This is a genomic window from Kibdelosporangium banguiense, from assembly GCF_017876405.1.
In the GTDB taxonomy this organism is placed as follows: Bacteria; Actinomycetota; Actinomycetes; order Mycobacteriales; family Pseudonocardiaceae; genus Kibdelosporangium; species Kibdelosporangium banguiense.
Genome location: NZ_JAGINW010000001.1, coordinates 5,862,374 through 5,882,764 on the forward strand (window position 1 = coordinate 5,862,374; position 20,391 = coordinate 5,882,764).

The 20,391-nt window shown below is 66.3% G+C and carries 22 protein-coding genes, 3 tRNA genes and 1 pseudogene; 15 read left to right on the top strand and 11 right to left on the bottom strand.

Going from position 1 to position 20,391, the window contains the following annotated elements; all coding sequences use genetic code 11:
• Positions 1-44 precede the first annotated feature (44 nt).
• Entirely contained in the window at positions 45-926 is an 882-nt protein-coding gene (locus tag JOF56_RS27595) for a radical SAM/SPASM domain-containing protein (RefSeq protein WP_209642410.1), read from the top strand.
• On the opposite strand, the gene JOF56_RS27600 is transcribed toward JOF56_RS27595, so the two are convergent.
• The gene (locus JOF56_RS27600; RefSeq protein ID WP_307855279.1) at positions 921-3,323 is read right to left on the bottom strand and encodes an ATP-binding protein; all 2,403 of its coding nucleotides are present in this window, start codon (positions 3,321-3,323) and stop codon (positions 921-923) included. The two genes, JOF56_RS27595 and JOF56_RS27600, sit on opposite strands and share 6 nt — an antisense overlap.
• A 68-nt stretch (positions 3,324-3,391) precedes the next feature.
• Positions 3,392-4,231 carry an SDR family oxidoreductase gene (locus tag JOF56_RS27605; protein WP_209642411.1) on the bottom strand — a complete coding sequence of 280 codons (840 nt, stop codon included), beginning with the start codon at positions 4,229-4,231 and terminating at the stop codon, positions 3,392-3,394.
• Between the two features lie 75 nt (positions 4,232-4,306).
• Here JOF56_RS27605 and JOF56_RS27610 point away from each other — a divergent pair, with 75 nt between their 5' ends.
• The 5 genes from JOF56_RS27610 (at position 4,307) to JOF56_RS27630 (ending at position 6,537) form a co-directional block, all read left to right on the top strand.
• On the top strand, positions 4,307-5,053 hold the full coding sequence (locus JOF56_RS27610; RefSeq protein WP_209642412.1) for a helix-turn-helix domain-containing protein: 747 nt from the start codon (positions 4,307-4,309) through the stop codon (positions 5,051-5,053).
• A gap of 339 nt (positions 5,054-5,392) precedes the next feature.
• Positions 5,393-5,465: transfer RNA gene (locus JOF56_RS27615), tRNA-Gly, on the top strand.
• 17 nt (positions 5,466-5,482) lie between these two features.
• A tRNA-Leu gene (locus tag JOF56_RS27620) sits at positions 5,483-5,566 on the top strand.
• Positions 5,567-5,577: 11 nt separating this feature from the next.
• A tRNA-Ser gene (locus tag JOF56_RS27625) sits at positions 5,578-5,663 on the top strand.
• Between the two features lie 247 nt (positions 5,664-5,910).
• The gene (locus JOF56_RS27630; RefSeq protein WP_245378424.1) at positions 5,911-6,537 is read left to right on the top strand and encodes a DUF4360 domain-containing protein; all 627 of its coding nucleotides are present in this window, start codon (positions 5,911-5,913) and stop codon (positions 6,535-6,537) included.
• Positions 6,538-6,614: 77 nt separating this feature from the next.
• Here the strand turns inward: JOF56_RS27630 and JOF56_RS27635 are convergent.
• Positions 6,615-6,988, bottom strand: a pseudogene (locus JOF56_RS27635) (response regulator); the annotation flags it as partial.
• Positions 6,989-7,033: 45 nt separating this feature from the next.
• Here JOF56_RS27635 and JOF56_RS59605 point away from each other — a divergent pair.
• Together JOF56_RS59605 and JOF56_RS27640 are read left to right on the top strand one after the other, a co-directional pair.
• Entirely contained in the window at positions 7,034-7,162 is a 129-nt protein-coding gene (locus JOF56_RS59605; protein WP_281065498.1) for a hypothetical protein, read from the top strand.
• Between the two features lie 400 nt (positions 7,163-7,562).
• Positions 7,563-7,964, top strand: coding sequence for an STAS domain-containing protein (locus JOF56_RS27640; RefSeq protein ID WP_209642413.1), 402 nt, complete (start codon positions 7,563-7,565; stop codon positions 7,962-7,964).
• Here JOF56_RS27640 and JOF56_RS27645 read toward each other — a convergent pair.
• The 6 genes from JOF56_RS27645 to JOF56_RS27670 form a co-directional block, all read right to left on the bottom strand.
• Positions 7,905-8,276 carry a response regulator gene (locus tag JOF56_RS27645; RefSeq protein WP_209642414.1) on the bottom strand — a complete coding sequence of 124 codons (372 nt, stop codon included), beginning with the start codon at positions 8,274-8,276 and terminating at the stop codon, positions 7,905-7,907. The genes JOF56_RS27640 and JOF56_RS27645 overlap by 60 nt on opposite strands.
• Positions 8,273-9,697, bottom strand: coding sequence for a PAS domain-containing sensor histidine kinase (locus JOF56_RS27650; RefSeq protein ID WP_209642415.1), 1,425 nt, complete (start codon positions 9,695-9,697; stop codon positions 8,273-8,275). Before JOF56_RS27650 ends, JOF56_RS27645 begins: the two co-directional genes overlap by 4 nt.
• A gap of 23 nt (positions 9,698-9,720) precedes the next feature.
• Entirely contained in the window at positions 9,721-10,128 is a 408-nt protein-coding gene (locus JOF56_RS27655; RefSeq protein ID WP_209642416.1) for an ATP-binding protein, read from the bottom strand.
• Positions 10,129-10,198: 70 nt separating this feature from the next.
• Positions 10,199-10,822 carry a response regulator transcription factor gene (locus JOF56_RS27660; protein ID WP_209642417.1) on the bottom strand — a complete coding sequence of 208 codons (624 nt, stop codon included), beginning with the start codon at positions 10,820-10,822 and terminating at the stop codon, positions 10,199-10,201.
• Positions 10,823-10,896: 74 nt separating this feature from the next.
• Positions 10,897-11,112, bottom strand: a complete 216-nt coding sequence (locus tag JOF56_RS27665; RefSeq protein ID WP_209642418.1) for a putative signal transducing protein — start codon at positions 11,110-11,112, stop codon at positions 10,897-10,899.
• 206 nt (positions 11,113-11,318) lie between these two features.
• Complete coding sequence (locus JOF56_RS27670; protein WP_209642419.1) at positions 11,319-11,879, bottom strand: hypothetical protein; 561 nt, start codon at positions 11,877-11,879, stop codon at positions 11,319-11,321.
• 86 nt (positions 11,880-11,965) lie between these two features.
• Between JOF56_RS27670 and JOF56_RS27675 the strand changes: the two genes are divergently transcribed.
• Entirely contained in the window at positions 11,966-12,847 is an 882-nt protein-coding gene (locus JOF56_RS27675; RefSeq protein ID WP_209642420.1) for a hypothetical protein, read from the top strand.
• Here JOF56_RS27675 and JOF56_RS27680 read toward each other — a convergent pair.
• Positions 12,835-13,515 carry a MerR family transcriptional regulator gene (locus JOF56_RS27680; protein WP_245378425.1) on the bottom strand — a complete coding sequence of 227 codons (681 nt, stop codon included), beginning with the start codon at positions 13,513-13,515 and terminating at the stop codon, positions 12,835-12,837. The two genes, JOF56_RS27675 and JOF56_RS27680, sit on opposite strands and share 13 nt — an antisense overlap.
• Positions 13,516-13,618: 103 nt before the next feature.
• Between JOF56_RS27680 and JOF56_RS27685 the strand changes: the two genes are divergently transcribed.
• The 6 genes from JOF56_RS27685 (at position 13,619) to JOF56_RS27710 (ending at position 19,387) form a co-directional block, all read left to right on the top strand.
• Complete coding sequence (locus JOF56_RS27685) at positions 13,619-14,473, top strand: ABC transporter ATP-binding protein (protein ID WP_209642421.1); 855 nt, start codon at positions 13,619-13,621, stop codon at positions 14,471-14,473.
• Positions 14,474-14,532: 59 nt separating this feature from the next.
• Positions 14,533-15,264 carry an ABC transporter permease gene (locus JOF56_RS27690; RefSeq protein WP_245378426.1) on the top strand — a complete coding sequence of 244 codons (732 nt, stop codon included), beginning with the start codon at positions 14,533-14,535 and terminating at the stop codon, positions 15,262-15,264.
• A gap of 72 nt (positions 15,265-15,336) precedes the next feature.
• A complete protein-coding gene (locus tag JOF56_RS27695; RefSeq protein WP_307855280.1) occupies positions 15,337-16,854 on the top strand; it encodes an alpha/beta hydrolase in 1,518 nt (505 codons plus the stop codon).
• A 29-nt stretch (positions 16,855-16,883) separates the two neighbouring features.
• Positions 16,884-17,735, top strand: coding sequence for an LLM class flavin-dependent oxidoreductase (locus tag JOF56_RS27700; protein WP_307855281.1), 852 nt, complete (start codon positions 16,884-16,886; stop codon positions 17,733-17,735).
• A 33-nt stretch (positions 17,736-17,768) separates the two neighbouring features.
• Entirely contained in the window at positions 17,769-18,239 is a 471-nt protein-coding gene (locus JOF56_RS27705) for a MarR family winged helix-turn-helix transcriptional regulator (RefSeq protein ID WP_209642423.1), read from the top strand.
• A gap of 266 nt (positions 18,240-18,505) precedes the next feature.
• Entirely contained in the window at positions 18,506-19,387 is an 882-nt protein-coding gene (locus tag JOF56_RS27710; protein ID WP_307855282.1) for an endonuclease/exonuclease/phosphatase family protein, read from the top strand.
• Between the two features lie 76 nt (positions 19,388-19,463).
• On the opposite strand, the gene JOF56_RS27715 is transcribed toward JOF56_RS27710, so the two are convergent.
• Entirely contained in the window at positions 19,464-20,387 is a 924-nt protein-coding gene (locus tag JOF56_RS27715; protein ID WP_209642425.1) for a hypothetical protein, read from the bottom strand.
• Between the last annotated feature and the right edge of the window lie 4 nt (positions 20,388-20,391).

The following is a 20,391-nucleotide window of genomic DNA, read 5'->3' on the forward strand; positions in this document are numbered from 1 at the left end:
GGCGGGCCGGTGATACAGCGCTCAGTGGAGTGAAAGGTGTACCCGTGCGCGTGACGTTGACCGGTTCACCCTTCCCTGCGACGCTGTATGCCGAGTTGAAGGGCGGATGCCGCATGCGCCTAGCCGATCGGGTCAGCTATCTGGCACTCGAACTGACTGGCCGGTGCCAGTTGCGGTGTGTCCACTGTTACGCCGATTCCTCGCCCCTGGGCGGGCACGGAACCATGACGGCCGACGACTGGCGGCGAGTGATCGACGGTGCCGTGCACCACGGCCTGCAGATGGTCCAGTTCATCGGCGGCGAACCGTCCTTGCATCCCTCTTTTGCCGTCCTGGTGCGGTATGCGCTCGACGCAGGCCTCCGGGTGGGCGTCTTCACGAACCTGCTCCATGTCGGGGAAAACCTGTGGCGGCTCTACGAGACGCCGGATGTCGCACTGCAGATCTCGTACTACTCCGCGGACACGCACGATGCCGTGACCGGCCGGGCCGGCAGTCATGCGCGGACGAGGGCCAATCTGGCCGAGGCGATCAGGCGTGGCATCCCTGTGCAGGTGTGCGTCGTCGACATGGGCCAGCGGCTGGACCTGGTTCGCGCGGATCTGGAAAGCCTCGGGGCACGCGATATCAAGGTCGACCGGGAACGCAGGCTCGGCCGGAGTGATCAAGGCACATCGCCGGATGTGACGCAACTCTGTGGCCACTGCGGCGAAGGAGTCGCGATCGGTCCGGACGGCGACGTCTGGCCGTGCGTGATGGCTCGCTGGCTACCGGTCGGCAATGTCCGCCACGATCCAGTGGGGACGGTCCTGACCGGCGAGGCGATGGCGAACGCCCTGGCCGGGCTCGTGAACTCCAGTGCATCCGGCCCGCGCTGCCTGCCGATCGAAGGGGGCACCTGCACGCCGCGCACTGGCTTGTCATGACTCCAGGATCTGCTCGCGCAGGCTGACTGCCTCAGGATCGGTGTAGTCAGCCAGGATCGCCGCGGCTTGACGGCGATGATCCTCGACGTCGTCGGCGTTGCCTGTCTCGGTCAGGGCGATGGTGAGATTGCCAAGAGCTTTCGCCAGAAGCCAGCGATTTCCGAGGTCACGCAGCATGGCGACGGCACGCCGGTGGAAATCGACCGCTTCGGCCGCCCGGCCGAGCCGCCGGTACGTTTCGCCTGTGCCGTCCAGGGCTCGTGCCTCGCGTTGCGGAGCACGCAGTGCGCGGTGCAGAGTCGCGGCACGCTGATACGAGACGAGCGCCTCGTCGAACTGTCCGTCCAGTTGCTGGATCTGCCCCAGTTCGAGCAACAGCCAGCCTTCGTGCCGGGGCTCCTGCTGAGCCCGCCCGAGGTCGAGCGCCTCCTGGGCGAACCCGGTGGCTTCGGCCGTCTCACCCCGCTCGGCATGGATCCTGGCCAGGTTCATCAGGGCCACGGATTCACTGAACCGGTCCCCGGCCTCTCTGCAGAGGACCAGACTCCGGTGTACGGTTTCGGCGGCGTCCGCCAGCCGGCCAAGGCCGAGATTCGCCTCACCGATGTTGAACAGCGCGTACGACTCCCGTTGGGAGTCCCCGAGCTCGTGCAGGATCGTCTGCGCCTGGTGCAGTGGACCGAGGGCTTCGGCGAACTGCCTGCTGACCATATGCACCACACCGAGACTGGTCAGCGCCAGGGCAGTGCCTGTCCGGTCCTCCAGTTCGGCGAACAGGGCCACGGCGCTGGTCAGCTGATCGATGGCGTGGCCGAACCGGCTGTGGATGGAGTTGACGTTGGCCAGTGCTGCCAAGGATGCGGCTTCACCGCGTGTGTCACCGTCTCGTTGCGCGGCGTCGAGCGCCATCTCGGCCAAGGTGAGCAGGTCGCCGGAAAAGAGATGTCCGACAGCGTACGGCTGCAGCACGATGACCAGCTGCCATGCGATGCGGAACATGCCGGCCTTGCTGGCCGCGCGTGCCGCCGCGAACAGGTTGTCCTGCTCGGTCTCGCACCAGTGCACCGCGTCCTGCTGGCTGGTGAAGTCAAGCGGCGCAACGGAGTCCGTCAGCGGATCGAGCGGCACGGCTTGCTGAGCCGATTCCATCGCCGTGATCGCCGAACTCGCTGAATGCAGATACCACGTGAGCACTCTGCGCAGTACTTTGTATTGCGCGTCAAGGGATTCCTCGTGGTGTGCCTGGGCGGTGGCGTACGCGCGAAGCAGATCGTGGAACTGATAGCGATCAGGTGTGGTCTGCTCCAGCAAGTGCGCTCCGGCCAGCACGTCCAGCTGGTGGCGCGCTTCAGGGACCGTCGTCCCGGCGAGTGCGGCCGCCGCTGTCACCCCGAACTCGGGGCCTGGGTGCAGGCCGAGCAGCCGGAACATCCGCGCCGCGTTCTCCGGCAACGCCCGGTAGGACCAGGCGAACACGGTCCGGACCGCGTCGGATTCCTCGCCGTCGTCCGCCGACAGCGCGTCCCAAAGCCCGGACTCGTTGCGCAGGTCCTGGATGAGCTGGTCCAGCGGCATCCACGGCCTGCTGGCCGCCCGCTCGGCCGCGATCCGCAGGGCGAGCGGGAGCCGTGCGCACAGCCGGGCCAGTTCGGCGACCTCAGCGGGATCGTCGCCGGCCCGGTAGTCGCTCGTGATCGAGGTGATGAGCCGGACGGCGTCGTCCTCGGCGAGGATCTCCAAGGTCACCCGGCGGCCACCGTCCAGGGCGACCAGCCCGGAGAGCCGGTTGCGGCTGGTGACGATGACCAGGCTTTCCGCCGTGCCCGGCAAGAACGGCCGGACCTGCCGCACGGTGGCCGCGTTGTCCAGGACGACCAGGATCCGCCGCCCGGCGAGCAGTGACCGGTAGAGCGCCGACTTGGCCTCCAGGTCTGCGGGAATGGCCGACGACGCGATGTCGAGGGCACGCAGAAACCCGTCCAGTGCCTGTTCCGGCGACACGGTCTGCCCAGGGTCGTAGCCGCGGAAGTTCAGGTACAGCTGACCATCCGGGAACTTGTCCTGCACATGATGAGCCCAGCGGACAGCCAGCGCGGTCTTGCCGACGCCTGCCGTGCCCGCGACGACCACGAGCGCGGTGACGCCCAGTTCGTTCTCGTCCTGTGGCAGCCAGGAGTCGAGCCGCGCGAGCTCGGCCGTCCGGTTGACGAATCCGCGGACGTCGCCGGGCAGTTGCCGCGGCCGCCTCGCCGGTTCACGCTCGGGGCGGTGGAAGTGCACTCCGCCGGTGACATCGCGGGCTTGCACCACGTCACCGGCGGTGCCGGACATCTCGGAACGGGTGCCGTCCTGCGGCACCGGAATCGAGTCGTCGGACCATCTGCCTGGCCGGCTCACCGTGCCCACCTCCGAAGTCCGAGACCCCAGGGCCACGGTACCGGCTGCGACCGCAGGCACGGTCGATGTCACCCGGCCAATGCCGCCCGATGGTCCTCTGCCCATGTCGCGAAGCCGGTCGGTGCCCGGCCGAGGACCTTGGCGACGTCGCCGGTCACGATCGCGTAGTCACCGGCGATGGCCTGGCGCATCCCGATCAGCGACATCTCCACCGCGGCCGGGTCCATGCCGTTGCCGATCATCATGTCGCGGACGGTGTCCAGCGGGACGTCCACCGACCTGACCGGCCGGCCCAGGACTCGCTCCAGGATTCGGATCTGCTCGCCGAACGTGAGCAGCTCGGGGCCGGTCAGGGTATAGCTCTGTCCGATGTGGTCTTCTGTGGTCAGCGCCTTGACAGCGACCGCGGCCACGTCACGCGGGTCGATCACACCGAGTGCGCCGGGCCCGTTCCAGTCGGGGACCGGTTCGCCTGCTCTGATCATATCCGCGAACTGCAACAGGTTCGAGGCGAAGCTGGACGGTTTGAGGATCGTCCAATCCAGGCCGCTCGCCCGTACGACCTGCTCGGTCAGCAGGTGCCAGGACGAATCGGCCTGGACACCCGCGGCCGTGATCGCCGACAACTTCACGATTCGTTGCACGCCAGCGCCTTCGGCGGCTTCGACGAAGGCCACATCGTGGTCCGCGATCGGCTTCTGCGGCGTGGTGACCAGGAACGCGGCCCGCACCCCGGCCAGCGCCCTGGTCAGGGAAGCGGGGTCTTCGAAGTCACCCTGGACGACCTCGGCGGTCGTTCGCAGCTTGGCGGGGTTGCGGGCCATGACGCGTACCGGCGCACCTGCGCCGGTCAGCTGGGACAGGACGTGGGTTCCGATGTTTCCGGTGGCCCCGGTGATCAGGATCATGCGTCAACCGTGCCGTCCGGGCATGGGCGAGCTCTATGAAGTTTCGGCACATCTCGGTGTGCGTAGGGTGGAAACGTGCTGGAGGAACGTGCCGTCGAAGTCTCTGCCGGGCTACGGCCCTGGGTGGACGAGATGCTCGTCGCGTCCATGACGGGCGAGCAGATGGTGCTCGACGCGCCGGACGCCGCGACCACGCTTGTCCTGCGGTCGGTTCCCGGACGGCGACCGGAGCTTGTGGTGATGGGGCCGCGGACACAGGCGCTGTACTACCTTGGCCGGCAAGGGCCGTCGTGTGTGAAGGTCCGGCTCCGGCCCGGGCGGGCCCGGTTGTTGCTCGGCCGCTCGGCCCGTGATCTCGTGGACCAGGTTGTCCCGCTCGGCGACCTCTGGGGTGAGCCCGGCCAACTGCTTGCTCGGCACTGGGCGGACCCGGTACGGTTCGCCGAAGCGTTGGTGGCCGGTAGGTCGGGCGGGCCGGCTGACCTGTCCAACAGCGAGCTGGTCGGCGAAGCCGCCCGGCTGCTGTCCACAAACGACATCAGGGACAGTGCGAAACGCTTGCACGTCAGCGAACGGCACCTGCGCAACCTCTTCACCGAAGGTGTCGGCATGCCACCGAAACGGTTCGCCCGGATCAACCGGGTCCGGACCGTGCTGGCCCACGCGCACACCCGGCCGTGGTCGGAACTCGCCCTCGAAGCCGGCTACTACGACCATTCGCACATGACCGCCGAATTCCGCCGCATTATGGGGGTACCACCCAGTGCGTTCCTCAGGGGCGAGCTGCCGGCGGCCAGGCAATGTGGTCCCTTGGAATATTGATTGACGTGCCCAGTGGCTTCGGTCATGATTCCACTGTCACACCGAGTTGAGGAGTCAAGATGAGTAGCTGGAAGCGAGGGACGCGGCCGAGTGGCAGCGTGATCGCTCCCGGTTGCTTGCCCAACGGCTCCTGGCGTGGCCAGGGGTGCAGCGGTTCCCCGCCCTGACAAGGCATTCTTGTCAGCCGCACGGGAGCCGCCCATCGGGGAACCGATCCGGGCGGCTTTTGTTTTCACGCATTTCTTTGATGACAGATCGGCGAGCTGTCGGCAGCGGAGCGGATTCCAAACCCGCGTCCAGGGGGTTCGAATCCTCCCGCCGGTGCGGTTTGTATTCAATGCGGTCGTGGTGAACTCGGCGGACACGTCAGGCTTCCACCCTGAAGAAGAGGGTTCGATGCCCTCCGGCCGTTCTGCAACTGAAGGCAAGGCCCCTGTGGCGGAAGTGGCAGACGCGAACGACTCAAACTCGTTTGCCCGCAAGGGCGTGCAGGTTCGACTCCTGCCAGGGGCACGGGTACACGAGGAGGACTGGCCGAGCGGTAAGGCACCGGATTGCTAATCCGTGGTCCGGGTGACACCCGGCGCGCGTTCGATCCGCGCGTCCTCCGCACGACCTGACCGCCTGGGCGGACGGCGACTTGTCTGTTGTGGACACTGACCGGCCTGCGGGACGCCCGGACGAAGGTCAGCTCGTCGGATCATTGACCTGCATACCTTCCCAGATGCCAGTTGCAGCCGGGGGAAAGTGCTTGCCGAGCAATGTATTGCTCCATCCGTAGGCTTCCGAGATCCGGTGACAGGGCTACCCTGCGTGCAGGGCCCGCTACTGGATGGTTGTCTTCGAAAGGTGCCTCAATGCTCAGTTCAGTACTTGCCGTTGTCATGGCTTTATGTGCCAACGCGCCTACGGTGGCGGCTGTGGACGAGGCCCCGGTCGGGCGGGTCACCGTCGATATCGTCTCGGCCAACGGCTCCGGATGTCCGGTCGGCACAACGGAAGTCGCGGTCGCCAGCGACAACTCCGAGTTCACACTGGTCCACCGCAACTACGTGGCCCGGGTGGGCGTCGGCGCCGGGGCGACCGACTTCCGCAAGAACTGCCAGATAACTGTGAATGTGAAAGTCCCGTCCGGGTACACCTGGGGGATCGTGCGCGCCGAGTACCGCGGCCGGATCAGTCTGCAGGCCGGGGCGCAGGCCTGGCAGGGCGCGAACTACTACTTCCAGGGTGATTCCACCACGGTCAAGGAGATCCACCCGTTCCAGGGCCCGCTGCGCGACGACTGGGTGACCACGGACTCCGTGGACCCGGGTTCGGTCGTCTACGCCCCCTGCGACGATCAGCGCTATCTGAACATCAACACCCACCTGCGGGTCAGCGCGGGCACATCCAACCCGCAGACCACCTCCAGCTGGATCTCGATGGACTCCCCGGACCGCAACCCCAACAGCCGCTACCGGTTCGCCTGGAAGCGCTGCTGACCTAGTCCACAGCAGACAACAGAGCTGGGCACCCTCTTCCCGCATTGCCCGCGGGAAGAGGGTGTTCCGGCACGTGTCTAGTTCGGTCGAGCCATTCCATGGCGAAAGGCATACGTGACGGCCTGCGCGCGGTCGCGTACGCCCGCCTTGGCGAACAGGTTGTTGATGTGCGTCTTCACTGTCGCCTCGGTGATCACCAGTTCCCCGGCTATCTCCACATTGGACTTCCCGGCCGCGATCAGGCGGCGATCGCCTCGGCGATCTCACCGGCCCGGGCGTCCTTGGTCAGATACCCGCGCGCACCGGCTCGGAGTGCCGCGAACACAGTCTCGTCGTCGGAATACGTTGTCAGTACGACAACTTGGACGTCCGGATACTCGGCCCGGATCCGGCGGGTGGCCTCGACACCATCCATTTTGGGCATCCGCAGGTCCATCAGCACAACGTCCGGGCCGTTCGGCGGCCACCATCCGCAGAGCCTCCGCACCGCCCGGTCGTGACTGGAAAAGTACCGATCGTACTGCTCGGTTCCATTGCCAGTACAGCGCTTTGGTCCTTGTTCGGAGCCGCGCTGAGCGCGTTGATCCGCAACATGGTCGCCGCGGTCACGTTCGCCTTCGTGTGATTCTTCTATGCGGAATGGCTGCTGCCGATGTGGGCGGGTGGCCTTGTGCTCATCGGCTATGCCGTGACAGCCGCCGTGGCTGCCCGTCTGATCAGCGTCCGGCGCGACATCACGTGACCTGGCGCACCTGAACCTTCCGGGGGTTGTTCGTCGTACTCATGGATAGAGCGAAGGCGCGAAGCATCCCCTGCTACTCGGCCGGGAGCCGCCAGCCGTCCCTGCACTCTGGCAACGGCTTCGGCCGACACATACGGGCCCGTGCCAGAAACCTGGCACGGGCCCCCACGTCCGGTCACGCACAGCGATTGTCCACGTCATGAACCGTTACCATCGCCGCGGCTGCTGGGGACTAGGCTGAGAGGCCAAGCGAACCCGACTTCCCCGGGAAGGGGACGGCACGGTGCCTGGCGAAGACCTGTTCAGCTGGCATGTCACCGAGGACACCACGGCCGTGATCGTGCGCGTCGCGGGTGAGATCGACCTCGCGTCGGAAGAGGACTTCGCCACCGCGCTCGGCAGTGGCCTGGCCGCGTCCGCGCCGATCATTCTGCTCGACCTGACAGGTGTCACATTCCTTGGCTCGGCGGCACTGCACGTCATGCTCGAAGCAAACCGGGACGCCGAACAAAAGCACCGGTCACTTCGAGTCGCTCACGGTGGGTCGTTCGCCGCCCGTGTGCTTGGTGTGGCCGGTCTCGACCAGGTGCTGGCCGTGTTCGAGACAGTCGAGTCGGCGCTGAGCTCAAGCGCCGGCGAGCCGCCGAACGGCGTCCACAAGCTCGACGTTCGTAACGCCTTTTAGCAGGTAGTCGGTCACGCCTATGTCCCTCATTTCGGCGATGACGCCCGCGTCGGCGTAGGCCGAGAAGGCCAGGAACCTCGTTCCCGGTGACAGGGGGGCGATTTCGCGGGCGGCGCGGGCTCCGCCGCCGCCAGGCATCCGCACGTCGAGCACGATCACGGCCGGGGTGTGCAGTCCGGCGAGCGCGATGGCCTCGTCGGTGTCCTTGGCGACGGCCACCACCTCCAGGTCGGGCTGGGCCTCGAGGACGTCGCGCAGGACCTCGCGGATCATCGGGTCGTCGTCGGCGACCAGGACGCTGAGCCGCCTCATGGCTGGGCCATGGGCAGCCAGAACTCGACGATCGTGCCACCGGCCGGGCCCTGGCGCATGGCCCACCAGCCGCCTGCGGTCTCGGCGCGTTCGCGCATCTCGATGACGCCGAAATGATCAGGCTGGTCCCGTCCGGCCCGGCCCACGCCGATGCCGTCGTCGATCACCTGGACCAGCACACCTGGATACACGGTGGTGACCACGATCTCCACGAAGTTCGCCTCGGCGTGCTTGCGGACGTTGGCCAGCGCCTCCTGACAGATACGGAACATCGTCACGGCGCTCTCGGGCGGCGGCTCGCGGTCGATTTCGTACCGCAGGCTGCAGGTCAGGCCCCAGCCGGTGACAACGTCGTTGAGATATCCGTTGAGCGCCTCGGCAAGGCCGCCCTCGTCGATCGCAGGCGGCCGCAGCCGGAAGATCAGCTCCCGCAACCGGCCGACCGCGCCGCGGACCGACTCGTCGAGCTGGCGGACGGCCTGGGCCTGCTCGTCGGGCAGGCGTTCGGCGAGCAGTTGCAGCCGCATGCCCACGGCGACCATCGCCTGGATCGAGTCGTCGTGCACGTCCCACGCGATCCGCCTGCGTTCCAGTTCCTGCGCTTGCACCAGGTGAGAGACGAGACGCTGCCGCTCGGACAACGTCTGTTCGGCGGCGCGGCGTTCGGTCATGTCCCGGGTGACCTTGCCGAAGCCGCGGAGCCGGCCGGTGTCGTCGAAGAGTGCGGTGATGACGACGTTGGCCCAGAATCGGGTGCCGTCCTGGCGGAGGCGCCAGCCTTCGTCTTCGAGCCTGCCGTCGGCGATGGCTTTTTCCAGTTCGCGTGCGGGTTTCTGGGCCTCGATGTCCTCCGGCGGATAGAAAACCGAGAAGTGCTGCCCGATGATCTCCGACGCCTGATATCCCTTGATCCGCTTCGCGCCGGCATTCCAGGTCATGATATGCCCGCCGGGATCGAGCATGAAGATCGCGTAGTCCAGTACACCCTGCACGAGCAGGCGGAACTGTTCCTCACTGGCCCGCAGCGCGTTCTCGGCGGCGCGGCGTTCGGTCATGTCCCGGGTGACCTTGCTGAACCCGAGCAGCCGGCCGGTGTCGTCGAAGAGTGCGGTGATGACGACGTTGGCCCAGAATCGGGTGCCGTCCTGGCGGAGGCGCCAGCCTTCGTCTTCCATGCTGCCGTCGGCGATGGCTGTTTCGAGTTCGCGTGCGGGTTTTCCGGCCGCGATATCACCCGGTGGGTAGAAGGTGGAGAAATGCCGGCCGATGATGTCCTCGGCCCGGTATCCCTTGATTTTCTCCGCGCCAGTGTTCCACGTCAGCACATTCCCGGCCGGGTCGAGCATGAAGATCGCGTAATCCCTGACGGCCCGCACCAGCAGTTCGAAGGCAGGCTCGGGAACACCGCCGCGCGCGCTCATACCGTAGCTTCGCACAGCTGGGCTCAGGAGGCTGCCGATCCCACTGGTGCGAGGACGGTACCCAGTTCGCACCACACGACCTTTCCGATGCCGCGCGGTGAGGTACCCCAGTTCAGCGACATCTCGTCGATCAGGCGCAGACCCCAGCCGCCGTCCGCGCCCGCGGTCCGGATGGTGGGCGGGACGGGGGAGTCGTCGCTGACCTCGATGCGTAACCGCCACGATGTCCCGCTCAGCCGGAGGACCGGCACCCCGCAGCCGTGCAGCAGGGCGTTGGTGACCAGTTCGGACATGATCAGCACGGCGTCGTCGTGCCTGCCGCGGTACCGCCACGCGATGAGGCTGTCGCGGACGAGCTGACGAATGGCCGCCACACTGTCGTGACCATCGGTCACGTCCAGTTCGGCGTCATAGTCCGGTCGTTGCCGCACCCTGGAACTCTGTGTCATCGCCAAGGCGGGCACGAGACGCAGCGTGCTCAGTCGTGCTAGTGCATTTGCATCAGTCGAGCAGGCCCTCCCGGCGGGCGATGGCGACCGCTTCCAGCTTGGACCGTGCGCCGAGCTTCTCCAGAACGCGTTGAACATGGTTGCGCGCGGTGTTGCGCGCCACGCCGAGCCGCTCGCCGATCTCCGTCGTGCCAACGCCATCCGCAAGCAGCACAAGGGTTTCCCGCTCGCGTGCGGTCAGCGGTGCGGTGCTGCCGCGCAGCCGCCCGGTCAGCCGGTTGACCACTCCGGCGAGCAACGCCGGATCGAACACGACCTGCCCGTCCGCGACCTTGCGGACCGCCTCGACCAGTTCGTCCAATCGGGCGGATTTGAGCACCAGTCCGGCGCCGCCGGCCTCGGCGACCCGTGCACCCACCGACGCGGTGGCCTCCCCGGTCAGTACGAGAACCCGGGCGCCGAGCGCGCCGAAGTCGCCGATCGCGGTGATGCCGTCGCCGTCGGGCAGCCTGCGATCCAGGACCACGACCTCCGGCCGCCAGTGCCGGGCATCGGCGAGCGCCGCGGCGAGCGAGCCGGCCTGGCCGACCACCTCGATGTCCGCGGCCTGACGCAGTCCGAGCCCGAGCGCCTCGGCCACCATGCCGTGGTCCTCGACCAGCAGCACTCGGATCATGTCGCCGATTCCCTCCGGACCCTGCCGAGGTTAGTCAACGGGGATCGTCCGCGCGGGATGGATCACCTGGCAGGCTACTGCTTGAGGTCGACACCCGCCTCGGTGAGCAGCTGCGTGGCCTTGTCGAATTCTTCCTCGGCGACCATGACCCGGGTCTGGACCGCGCCGATCGAACCGTCGATCACGCTCATCTGCGAGTCCGCGACACTGTGCCCGACCTTCGCGTCGGTCAGGACCGAACGGATGAACGAGACCAGTACAGGATCGTTGGAGCGAAGAAGCTCGATCATGCGCACTCCTTGACGGGATAGCCTATGTCCCCACCATACGGCCAGTTGTGAAGGCAGGCGCGTGATCGTCGGCCCACTGAGCGGTGGGCTACCCGCGATCCGCTCGAACGTTCTTGCTTTGGTGTCCGGGGCTGGGGCGGCTCGATTTGACACGAAGCCTCTACTCATGCTGTGTCAAACACAAAAGTCACAAAGCAGCACCACGATTAGGCAGTTGTTGCTCGGACATATCGGACGGGCGTGTATTCGTACTCTCCGGCGGCGCCCCAGATGTAGTCCTGGTGCTTGACCGGGGTTGAGCCGAAGTCGTAGGCGCGATAACGGGTCTGTTCGGTGTTGAGCCATTTTTCGAAGAGGCGGACGTGCTTGCCGGGGGCCACCAGGGCGTCGCCTTTGGACAGCTGGTCCTTGGGGATCTGTTCGGTCAGGTCGCCCAGGTCCTGGCCGGGGCCGGGGCGCGGGGTCGCGTAACTGTGGGGGAGGTTCCAGGCCATGGAGACGAAACCGGAGCAGTCGGTCCGGTAGTAGGGCGGGTGGCAGCCGCCAAGGGTGCTCCAGTCCGTTGCCGCGTAGCCGGTTCCGAGGCGATAGCAGCCGTCCTGGGAGTACTGGAGGGTCTGTCGGTACCAGGTGTCGGCGCGGGCCATGGCTGCGGCGGCGAACTCGGCCTGACGTTTCTGCTGGACTATGTTGCCGTCGGCGACCGACAGTGCACTCAGGGCGATCATTGCCGTGGCTGCGCCAAGGATTCGTCCCCCGATACCCATGGTGTCCTTTGTACACGTTCGTGCCAGGTGACGAAGTCCGATTCGTTCAAGACGGCATGGGGGAGTGCCGTGTCATTGTGGGCTGTATGACGGTAGATCTCGCAGCTGCAGCATCCTTCATGGCCGGACATGCCCGGGTTCTGGATCGTCGCAGGTTCGAGCTGTTGCTCGGCCGGACTGATGTCGGCGCGGTGCTGGCGGCCGTTGACGGGTATCGCAATCCGGACGGTGGTTATGGGTGGGGGCTTGAGCCGGATTTGCGTGCGCCGGAGAGTCAGCCGGGTGGTGCTTTGCACGCGCTTGAGGTCTTTGCGGAGATCGCGCCGGCGACGACGCCGCGTGCGGTTGAGGTGTGTGACTGGCTGGAGTCGATCTCGCTGGCGGATGGTGGTGTTCCGTTCGCGTTGCCGGTCGCCGATCCGACTGCCAGCGCGCCGTTCTGGGTACAGGCTGATCCCGCGGTCTCGACGTTGCACAGCACGGTTTTTGTGGCCGCGGTGGCGCTCAAGGTCGAGGATCCGGCCGTGGCCGGACATCCCTGGCTTGAGCGGGCGGCCGGATATTGTCTGCGGGCGATCGCCGAGGTCGATTCGGCGCCGCACGCGATCGCCCTGTCGTTCGCGATCCAGTTCCTGGACGCGGCCTATGAGAAATACCCGCAGGCTGCTGAATTGCTCGACCACTTGGGGAAGTTTGTGCCGGACAACGGGCTCGCGCCGGTGGCCGGTGGTTCCGAGGGTGAGACATTGCGGGCACTGAACTTCGCGCCCGTGCCGGACCGCCCGGCACGCAAGCTGTTCGCGCCCGGTGTCATCGCCGACGAGCTGGCCAGGCTGGCCGATCAGCAGGAGGAAGACGGCGGGTGGCGGGTCGATTTCAAGAGCTACTCACCGGCGGCGGAGTTGGAGTGGCGCGGTTACGCCACCGTGAGCGCAGTGTCGATTTTGCGGCGGAATCACGTGATATAGCCGTTCAGGTGGCTTGCCCCGGCCAACATCGCTGTCGCGCGCATGGTCAGCGCCGTCTGCCGCTGGGCGATGGCCGCGCGCAGGGCGTCCGTGCTGCCTGATCCGCGCAGTTCCTGGAGGATGGGCTTGATCATCGGCAGGGGATAGTGGCCGTTGCGCAGCATCTGGATCATCCGGGCGTGCCGGATGTCGGCCGGGCCGTAGGTCCGGTACTTCGTCCCTGGAGTCCGCTGTGGACTGAGTAGCCCGGCCGCCTCCCACACGCGCAGAGCGGACGTGCGGACGCCGAGGAAGGCCGCGACCTCGCCGATGCGCATGTCCGAATGCGGCGGCGTGGCCGACGGTTGCCCGGCGATTGTTTCGAGCGCTTTGCCCACCGCCTGCAGGGATTGGCGCTGCTCATGCAGGGCCGCGTGGCTGGCGTCGATGAGCGCCAACGCCTTGGGCACGTCTCGCGCGTTGACGGCCTGCATGATCGCCTGCGCGGTTTCGCCGCCGTAGCCCCTTGCCAACGCGCGATAGGTGAGCAGAGCCTGGAGGTGGCGGGTGTCGAAGGTGCGGTAGCCGGACGGCGTCCGCGGGGCGGCGGGCAGCACACCGGCGTCCGCGTAGTTGCGGACCGCCTGAGTCGAGATTCCCGCCTCCCTGGCCAGGTCGATCGGTCGCATGGCTTCACCTCCGTGTTTGAAGGTTACCGCCCTGAAAGCGGTATTCAACTGTGGGGTTCCGGGAAAAGTTTCAACATTGAACTTCAATGAAATACTTGAAGCCATGAATGTTGTCGAAACCCATGGTCTGCGAATGCGATACGGGCCGGTCGATGTGCTGTGTGGCGTGGACATCCACCTCGCGCGCGGAGAGGTACTGGCTCTGCTCGGCCCGAACGGCGCCGGTAAGACGACCACTGTCGAAATCCTGGCCGGATTCCGGAAACGCACCGGCGGAGACGTGACAGTACTCGGCGCCGACCCGGGTAGCGGAAACGAGAAGTGGCGGGCCCGGCTGGGTATCGTCCTGCAGTCCTGGCGTGATCACGGGAAATGGCGCGTCGGCGAACTGCTCGGTCACATCGCCCGCTACTACACGCCTTATGGGACACCCTACGCGGTCGGTGATCTGCTTGACCTCATTGGACTGACCGGGCAGGCCAAGACTCCGATCGCGCTGCTGTCCGGTGGGCAGCGACGTCGGCTGGACGTGGCCATCGGCCTGGTCGGCCGCCCTGAGCTGCTGTTCCTCGACGAGCCGACAGTCGGGTTCGATCCTGAGGCGCGGCAGGACTTCCACGAGTTGGTGCGCCGGCTGGACACCACAATCCTGCTGACCACCCACGACCTCGCCGAAGCCGGGAAACTGGCGGACCGGATCATGATCCTGGCCGGTGGCGGGATTGCCGCATCCGGTACAGCCGCTGAGCTCGCCGCCCAGATCTCCGGAAAGTCCGAGGTCCGCTACCGCCGCGGTGATCGGTCCTATGCGGACTCGGTGGACGATGCGACCGATCACGTACGGAACCTGTTCTCTGAATATGACAAGGAAATCCAGGACCTCGAGGTACGCCGGGTCAGTCTGGAGGACGTCTACCTGTCCATGGTCCGCCAGTTCGAGTCGGGGGTAAGCGCATGACGCAGGTCCAAGCAGTCAGGGCTGGTCTGCAGCGGGGGTGGATTGAATGCAGGCAGTCGATGACCAATCCCGGGGAGATGCTTGGCTGGGTGTGGCCGTCGGTCATTCCCCTGGTAGTGCTGTACACATTGCGCGGGACCGCAGTTCCTGGCACCAACTTTTCCATTGGTTCACAGGCGATTCCGGGCATTCTCGGCATGAATGTCGTGCTGATCGGGATGATGGGCCTGGCGATGGCGCTGATGATGGACCAGATGGACGGTACTTTGTTGCGCTCCAAGGCGATTCCGAACGGAGTGACCGGGTATCTGACCGGCCGGATAGTCGGTCAGTCTGCGATCACTGCCGCCGTTCTGGTGATCCTGCTTGTTCCGTGCGCGTTTCTCTTCGGCGGCCTGTCGCTCGGCAGCCCGCAGTCATGGCTCATGCTGATCTGGGTGCTTTTTCTCGGCCTGATCGCGACTTTGCCGATCGGCGCGGTGATCGGCTCATTGCTGCGCAGCCCGCAGAGTCTCAGCTTCGGCACCTTGCTGATCACTTTGCTGGTGCTGGTCTCCGGCGTGTTCTACCCGATTACCGCACTGCCTGAATGGCTGCAGTGGGCCGGTCAACTGCTGCCGATCTACTGGCTCGGCCTGGGGATGCGGGCAGCCCTGCTGCCGGATTCGCTCGCCGTCGCCGAGATCGGCCAGTCCTGGCGCCACCTGGAGACTGTCGGGGTGCTCGGCGCGTGGGCCGCGATCGGATTCGTGGTGGCTCCGATCGTGTTGCGCCGGGTGATACGGCGTTAGCACTTACCGGTGATGTCGCGTCAGTCAAAAGGATGACGCGCGGGTAAGTGGGGCCGCGCCAGAATCGGCTGAGTGAGGGTACTTCTCGTCGCCGCGTTGATCACTGCTGTCAGTCCGGTCACCGCTGGAGGTCCGGCCGCCCCGCCGGTCAACAGCCTTGTGGCGCAAGCAGATGCTGCGTCGACACCGCGTTTGGGCTGGGCGCCGTGCACTGAGCATGGGCTGGAGCGCTACGAATGCGCGATCGCTGATGTTCCCCTCGACTACGCCAGGCCACGCGGCGTCAAGAGGGGGCTGGCGGTGCTCCGGCAGCGGGCGACGTCGCCTCATGAGAGGATCGGCACGTTGTTCACGGCCGTCGGTGGGCCAGGCGGTTCTGGCCTCAGTGCGGCCAAAGACGGTCTGCTGTCCGGGGAACTCGCCGCGAGGTTCGACATTGTCGCCTTTGACCAGCGGGGGATCGGCCGAAGTGGACAGATTCACTGCTTCGCGTCAGCCGCCGAACAGGAGCAGTTCTGGGCCGACTTGCCGCAACCTCCGGCGAACCCGGCCGAGGAACGTCAGGCCACGCGGGCAAGCCGGACGATCGCGGCGAAGTGCTCGCGGCAGAGTCAGCATCTGACCACTGTGGACGCTGCTCGTGACCTGGATCTTCTTCGCCGCGCTGTCGGCGACTCGAAACTGACGTACACCGGTGGCTCCTACGCCAGTTACCTCGGTGAGGTCTATGGTGCCCTGTTCGGTGACCGAGTCCGTGCCCTGCAGCTCAACGCCATGATCGATCCCACTGCATACACGAACGACGCACTCGGCCTGTTGTGGGATCGCTCGGCGGGCACTGAGGAGGTCTTCCGCGAGTTCGCCCGGTACTGCACCGCACCCGGATGTGCCTTCGCGGGCCCGGATGTCCTCGGCCGCAACGCCCGTCTGCTTGACCGGCTCCGCGAGGCGCCGATCACTGTGGGACAAGGAAAGGACGCGCTGCAGGTCCGGTATCGCTATGTCGTTCCGGCTCATGCCTCGTTGCTCTACGACACCCAGCACGGCTGGCCCGCCTTGGGAACGCTGCTTGCCGAGCTGGAGAAAGGCCCGGCCGGGTCCGCGCAGACGGTCAAGGACATCCTGAGCGCGGCGGTGTCCCGGCCGGACTTCCTGGACTCGTTCATCGCCATCTCATGCGTGGACGTCGGCGTTCCGCGGGTTCCCGGGCTTTGGTCCACTATGGCCGAATCGTTCGACGTCCACGCCCCGCACTACGGCAGGCACTGGCTTTACCTCGCTTTGCCTTGTGCCACTTGGCAGACTCCGCCCCAGCGGTACACCGGCTCGTGGCGGCTGCGGTCGGCCACGCCCGCTCTGCTGATCAACAACCGGTTCGACCCGGTGACGCCGTTGTCCTCGGCGCGAAACGCACTGCGGGAGCTCGGGAACGCGCGGCTTGTCGTGGTCGAGGGACACGGCCACGACATCACCGGATCGTGTACCGATCGGCTCCGATCGCAGTACTTGATCGACCTGAAGCTGCCCGCGCCCGGCACGAGCTGCCGGCCCGACCGGCCGCCGTTCGGCACTCAGGCAAACCGGTTGTGACGTGGCGGACCGGCGGGTAGGAATGACTGGTGATCACTCTTGGCGCTGTGTTCCGTCCCCAGTTTCCGCCCGAACGCCTGCGTGACGTGGCCCGCGCGGCCGACGAATCCGGTCTGGACCAGTTGTGGCTGTGGGAGGACTGCTTCCTGGAGAGCGGGATCGCCGCCGCGTCGGCCGCGTTGGCGTGGACCGAACGGCTGCGGGTCGGGATCGGCCTGATGCCGGTGCCGTTCCGCAATGCCGCGCTGACCGCGATGGAGATCGCCACCATCGAACGGCTGTTCCCAGGCCGATTCCTCCCAGGCGTCGGCCACGGTGTGCAGGACTGGATGCAACAGGTCGGCGCACGGGTCGAGTCGCCGGTCACGTTGCTGCGTGAGCACCTCCTGGCAATGCGTGCGCTCCTGGCCGGCGAGACTGTGACAACGCAGGGCCGTTACGTGAACCTCGACAAGGTTGCGCTCGACTGGCCACCTGTGAGCAAACCCGCAGTGTTCGCGGGAGCGACGGGCCCACGGTCGATCAAGCTGTGCGGCGAGGCAGCGGACGGCACAATCCTCACGGCCAGCACGTCAGTCGAAGGCGTACGCGAAGCGCGCCGTCTGATAGACGAAGGACGCGCCACGGCCGGGCGGACGGACAAGCACGAAGTGGTGGTCTACCTGTTGACCGCCACCGGGCCGGACGCCGCCGAACGGCTCAATGCCGACCCGGACGCACCGGGTGCTGGTGTCGCGGGCGATGCGGGCACGGTCGCGGAGGCCGTTCAGCGCTACGCCGAAGCTGGCGCCGACACGGTTGTCCTCCAGCCCACGGCGGACGAACCTGATCCGGAAGGGTTTGTCCGGTTCGTGGCCGAATCGGTTCGGCCACGAATATAAGAGTCTGCTTACACGCAAGCTATACTCTGCGTTATGACCGACCGGCCGTTGACCGCGCGCGAAGAAGTGCTGTGGCGCGCGATCCAACGGCTGACGGTCTCGTTGCCGCGTGCGTTGGACGACGATCTGTTGCGGTCCACCGGCCTGTCGCTGACGGACTACGCAGTGTTGATGCACCTGTCCGAAGCTGAGCACCACATGCTGCGGATGGCCGACCTCGCCCTGGCGACAGCGCTGTCGGCCAGCAGGATCACCCGTGTCGTGGAGAACCTCCAGTCGCGCGGCCTGGTGGTCAAGCGGCGCTGCGACGGCGACGGCCGTGGGTACAACGCCATGCTGACACCGGAAGGCATGCAGCGGCTGAAAGCGGCATACCCGGCGCATCTGGCCAGCGCCCGGCGGCGCGTGATCGACCAGATCGCGCCCGACCTGATCGCTACCGTGGGTGAGCAACTCGTCCGGGTGGCCGAGAGCATCCACTCCGACTGCAGGCGTCAGATCTAGAGTTTCGGGTATTTGCCAGTCAACGTGATGGCTTCGTGATGCGTCCTATGGCTGTGCTGGACGAGTTATCGACAAGATCGGGAAAGCGTCAGACCCGGGAAATCCCGGCTGTCACGGCGATCGATCATCTGGTGGACGCAGGCGGTGGCCACAGTGGCCGATCTGGTGCCGGCCGTGCCGGGACTCGGCTGATCAGGTGGATTTCGCGCCGCAATCGGCCTGTGGCAACAAAGGCTTGGCACGGTGTAGCAGTGTCCACTCGCATCGTGAGTCTGGTTGTGACGCTGGGGGTCAGCCTCGGACTGCTGACGGGGATCGCGACCGCCACCGCCGAGCCCGCACCTGTGCTGGGCCCGGCCCAGGGGGATTCGCTGCATCTGATGTCGTTCAACCTGCGGTTCGCCGCCAACACAGGGCCGAACTCCTGGCGGCAGCGGCGTGCGGTGATGGCTGAACTTCTCAACCGCGAACTGCCCACTGTGCTCGGTACGCAGGAAGGGCTGTCCGGGCAGTTGCAGGACATCGACCGTGACCTGCCGCCGCGCTACGACTGGATCGGGGTGGGCAGGGAAGGCGGCAATCGCGGCGAGTTCACCGCGATCTTCTACGACACCGAACGGCTCTCGTTGCGGGAATCCGGGCAGTTCTGGCTTTCCGACACGCCATCGGTGGTCGGTTCGATCACTTGGGGCAACGTCGTTCCCCGGATGGTGACCGTGGCGCGGTTCACCGATCGGCGCACCGGCAAGGAGTTCTTCGCTGTCAACACACATTTCGACAACAAGTCGGAGAACGCCAGTCAACGCAGTGCGGAGCTGGTCCGCAACAGGATCGCCCGGCTCGCGCCGGGGCTGCCGGTCCTGCTGCTGGGTGATTTCAACGATCCCGCCGGCAACGCGCCCAGCTATGACACCCTGGTGACCAAAGGCGGGATGACCGACTCGTGGCTCGCCGCGACCCGGCAGGCCACCCCCCTTTACGCCACTTACCACGGGTATCGCCGCATACGGCCCAACGGCTACCGGATCGACTGGATCCTGACCAAGGGCAATGTCACCGTGAACGCGGCCGGTATCAACACCTTCGCCAAGGACGGCCAGTACCCGTCGGATCATTTCCCGATCCAGGCCATGGTCACCCTGCGATAGCCACATCAGCCCGGCCTTTGCTCCAGAGAAGGGAAGCCGGTGCGGCCAGAGGGCCGCACCGGCTGTGGTGGGAGGATCAGCCAAGGAAGACCGAGGCGAGCTTGTTGTCGAAGTCGACCTTCGCCAGATCGGTGACGTCCCCGTCGACCACCAGCGACTTGCCCTTGCAGTCCTTCTCAGTCCACAGCTTCAGCGAACCGGAGGCGGACACCGAGGAGGTCACGCCGGGCCTGGACAGGTTCTGGCAGCCCTTGCCGCCGACGCCCTGTGACGGGCCGTTGTCGCTGAAGTTGGCGTCGTCAAAGAGAACCGCGCTCGTGGCCTTGGGGCCGTTGGCAGGCGGCGGGGTGGTCGGGTTCGGGGTCTGGGCAGGGGCACCGGCCTTCTTGCCGTCCGGCGTGACGCCGAACCACGTGCCGCCCACGCCCTGGCCGAGCGTGTCGCCCGGCTTCTTGTCCTTGTTGAAGCGGTAGACCGGCCAGCCGCCGATGGTCACCTGCAGCTCACCGTTGTCCCGCTTGACCACGCCGACGTCCGCCTTCTTGATGCCGGCGATGAAGATCCGGCTGCCCGGCGAGACTGTCACCGGCGGCCATGTCACCGCGCAGTCACCGTTGCAATTGGACTTCGATGGTTTCGCGGTGTCCTTGTCGAACCGGTAAAGCGTCAGCCCGGCGCCGTTGACGACCACCGGATTGAGCTCACCGGCCTTGCTTGCCTTGAGCTGTACCCATTTGCTCGCGACATTCCTGGCCGCGGTGTTCAGGGTGCCGTCGGAGCCCTTGGCCCAGTCACCGGTGTCGGCCGGGGCGTTGTTGGACTTCGCCGTGCCGGACAACAGCGTCAGGTTTTCCAGGCCGCTCTGATCGACCTGCTCGGTCGCGGCCTTCTCGTCGACACCCGCCGAGGTGGCGACACCGGATTCGTTGCCACAAGCCGAAAGGGCCGCGACGCCGACCGTGATGAGGGCAGCAAAGGACACAACATGCTTACGCACCATGGGA

Bases quoted from the DNA above. Each gene is read 5' to 3' on its own strand.
- JOF56_RS27650 (WP_209642415.1), bottom strand. From the start codon at position 9,697: ATGAGCGCGCGCGGCGGTGTTCCCGAGCCTGCCTTCGAACTGCTGGTG.
- JOF56_RS27670 (WP_209642419.1), bottom strand. From the start codon at position 11,879: ATGGGTATCGGGGGACGAATCCTTGGCGCAGCCACGGCAATGATCGCC.
- JOF56_RS27705 (WP_209642423.1), top strand. From the start codon at position 17,769: ATGACCGACCGGCCGTTGACCGCGCGCGAAGAAGTGCTGTGGCGCGCG.
- JOF56_RS27605 (WP_209642411.1), bottom strand. From the start codon at position 4,231: ATGATCCTGATCACCGGGGCCACCGGAAACATCGGAACCCACGTCCTG.
- JOF56_RS27690 (WP_245378426.1), top strand. From the start codon at position 14,533: ATGACCAATCCCGGGGAGATGCTTGGCTGGGTGTGGCCGTCGGTCATT.
- JOF56_RS27630 (WP_245378424.1), top strand. From the start codon at position 5,911: ATGCTCAGTTCAGTACTTGCCGTTGTCATGGCTTTATGTGCCAACGCG.
- JOF56_RS27675 (WP_209642420.1), top strand. From the start codon at position 11,966: ATGACGGTAGATCTCGCAGCTGCAGCATCCTTCATGGCCGGACATGCC.
- JOF56_RS27680 (WP_245378425.1), bottom strand. From the start codon at position 13,515: ATGCGACCGATCGACCTGGCCAGGGAGGCGGGAATCTCGACTCAGGCG.
- JOF56_RS27715 (WP_209642425.1), bottom strand. From the start codon at position 20,387: ATGGTGCGTAAGCATGTTGTGTCCTTTGCTGCCCTCATCACGGTCGGC.
- JOF56_RS27660 (WP_209642417.1), bottom strand. From the start codon at position 10,822: ATGATCCGAGTGCTGCTGGTCGAGGACCACGGCATGGTGGCCGAGGCG.
- JOF56_RS27645 (WP_209642414.1), bottom strand. From the start codon at position 8,276: ATGAGGCGGCTCAGCGTCCTGGTCGCCGACGACGACCCGATGATCCGC.
- JOF56_RS27665 (WP_209642418.1), bottom strand. From the start codon at position 11,112: ATGATCGAGCTTCTTCGCTCCAACGATCCTGTACTGGTCTCGTTCATC.
- JOF56_RS27685 (WP_209642421.1), top strand. From the start codon at position 13,619: ATGAATGTTGTCGAAACCCATGGTCTGCGAATGCGATACGGGCCGGTC.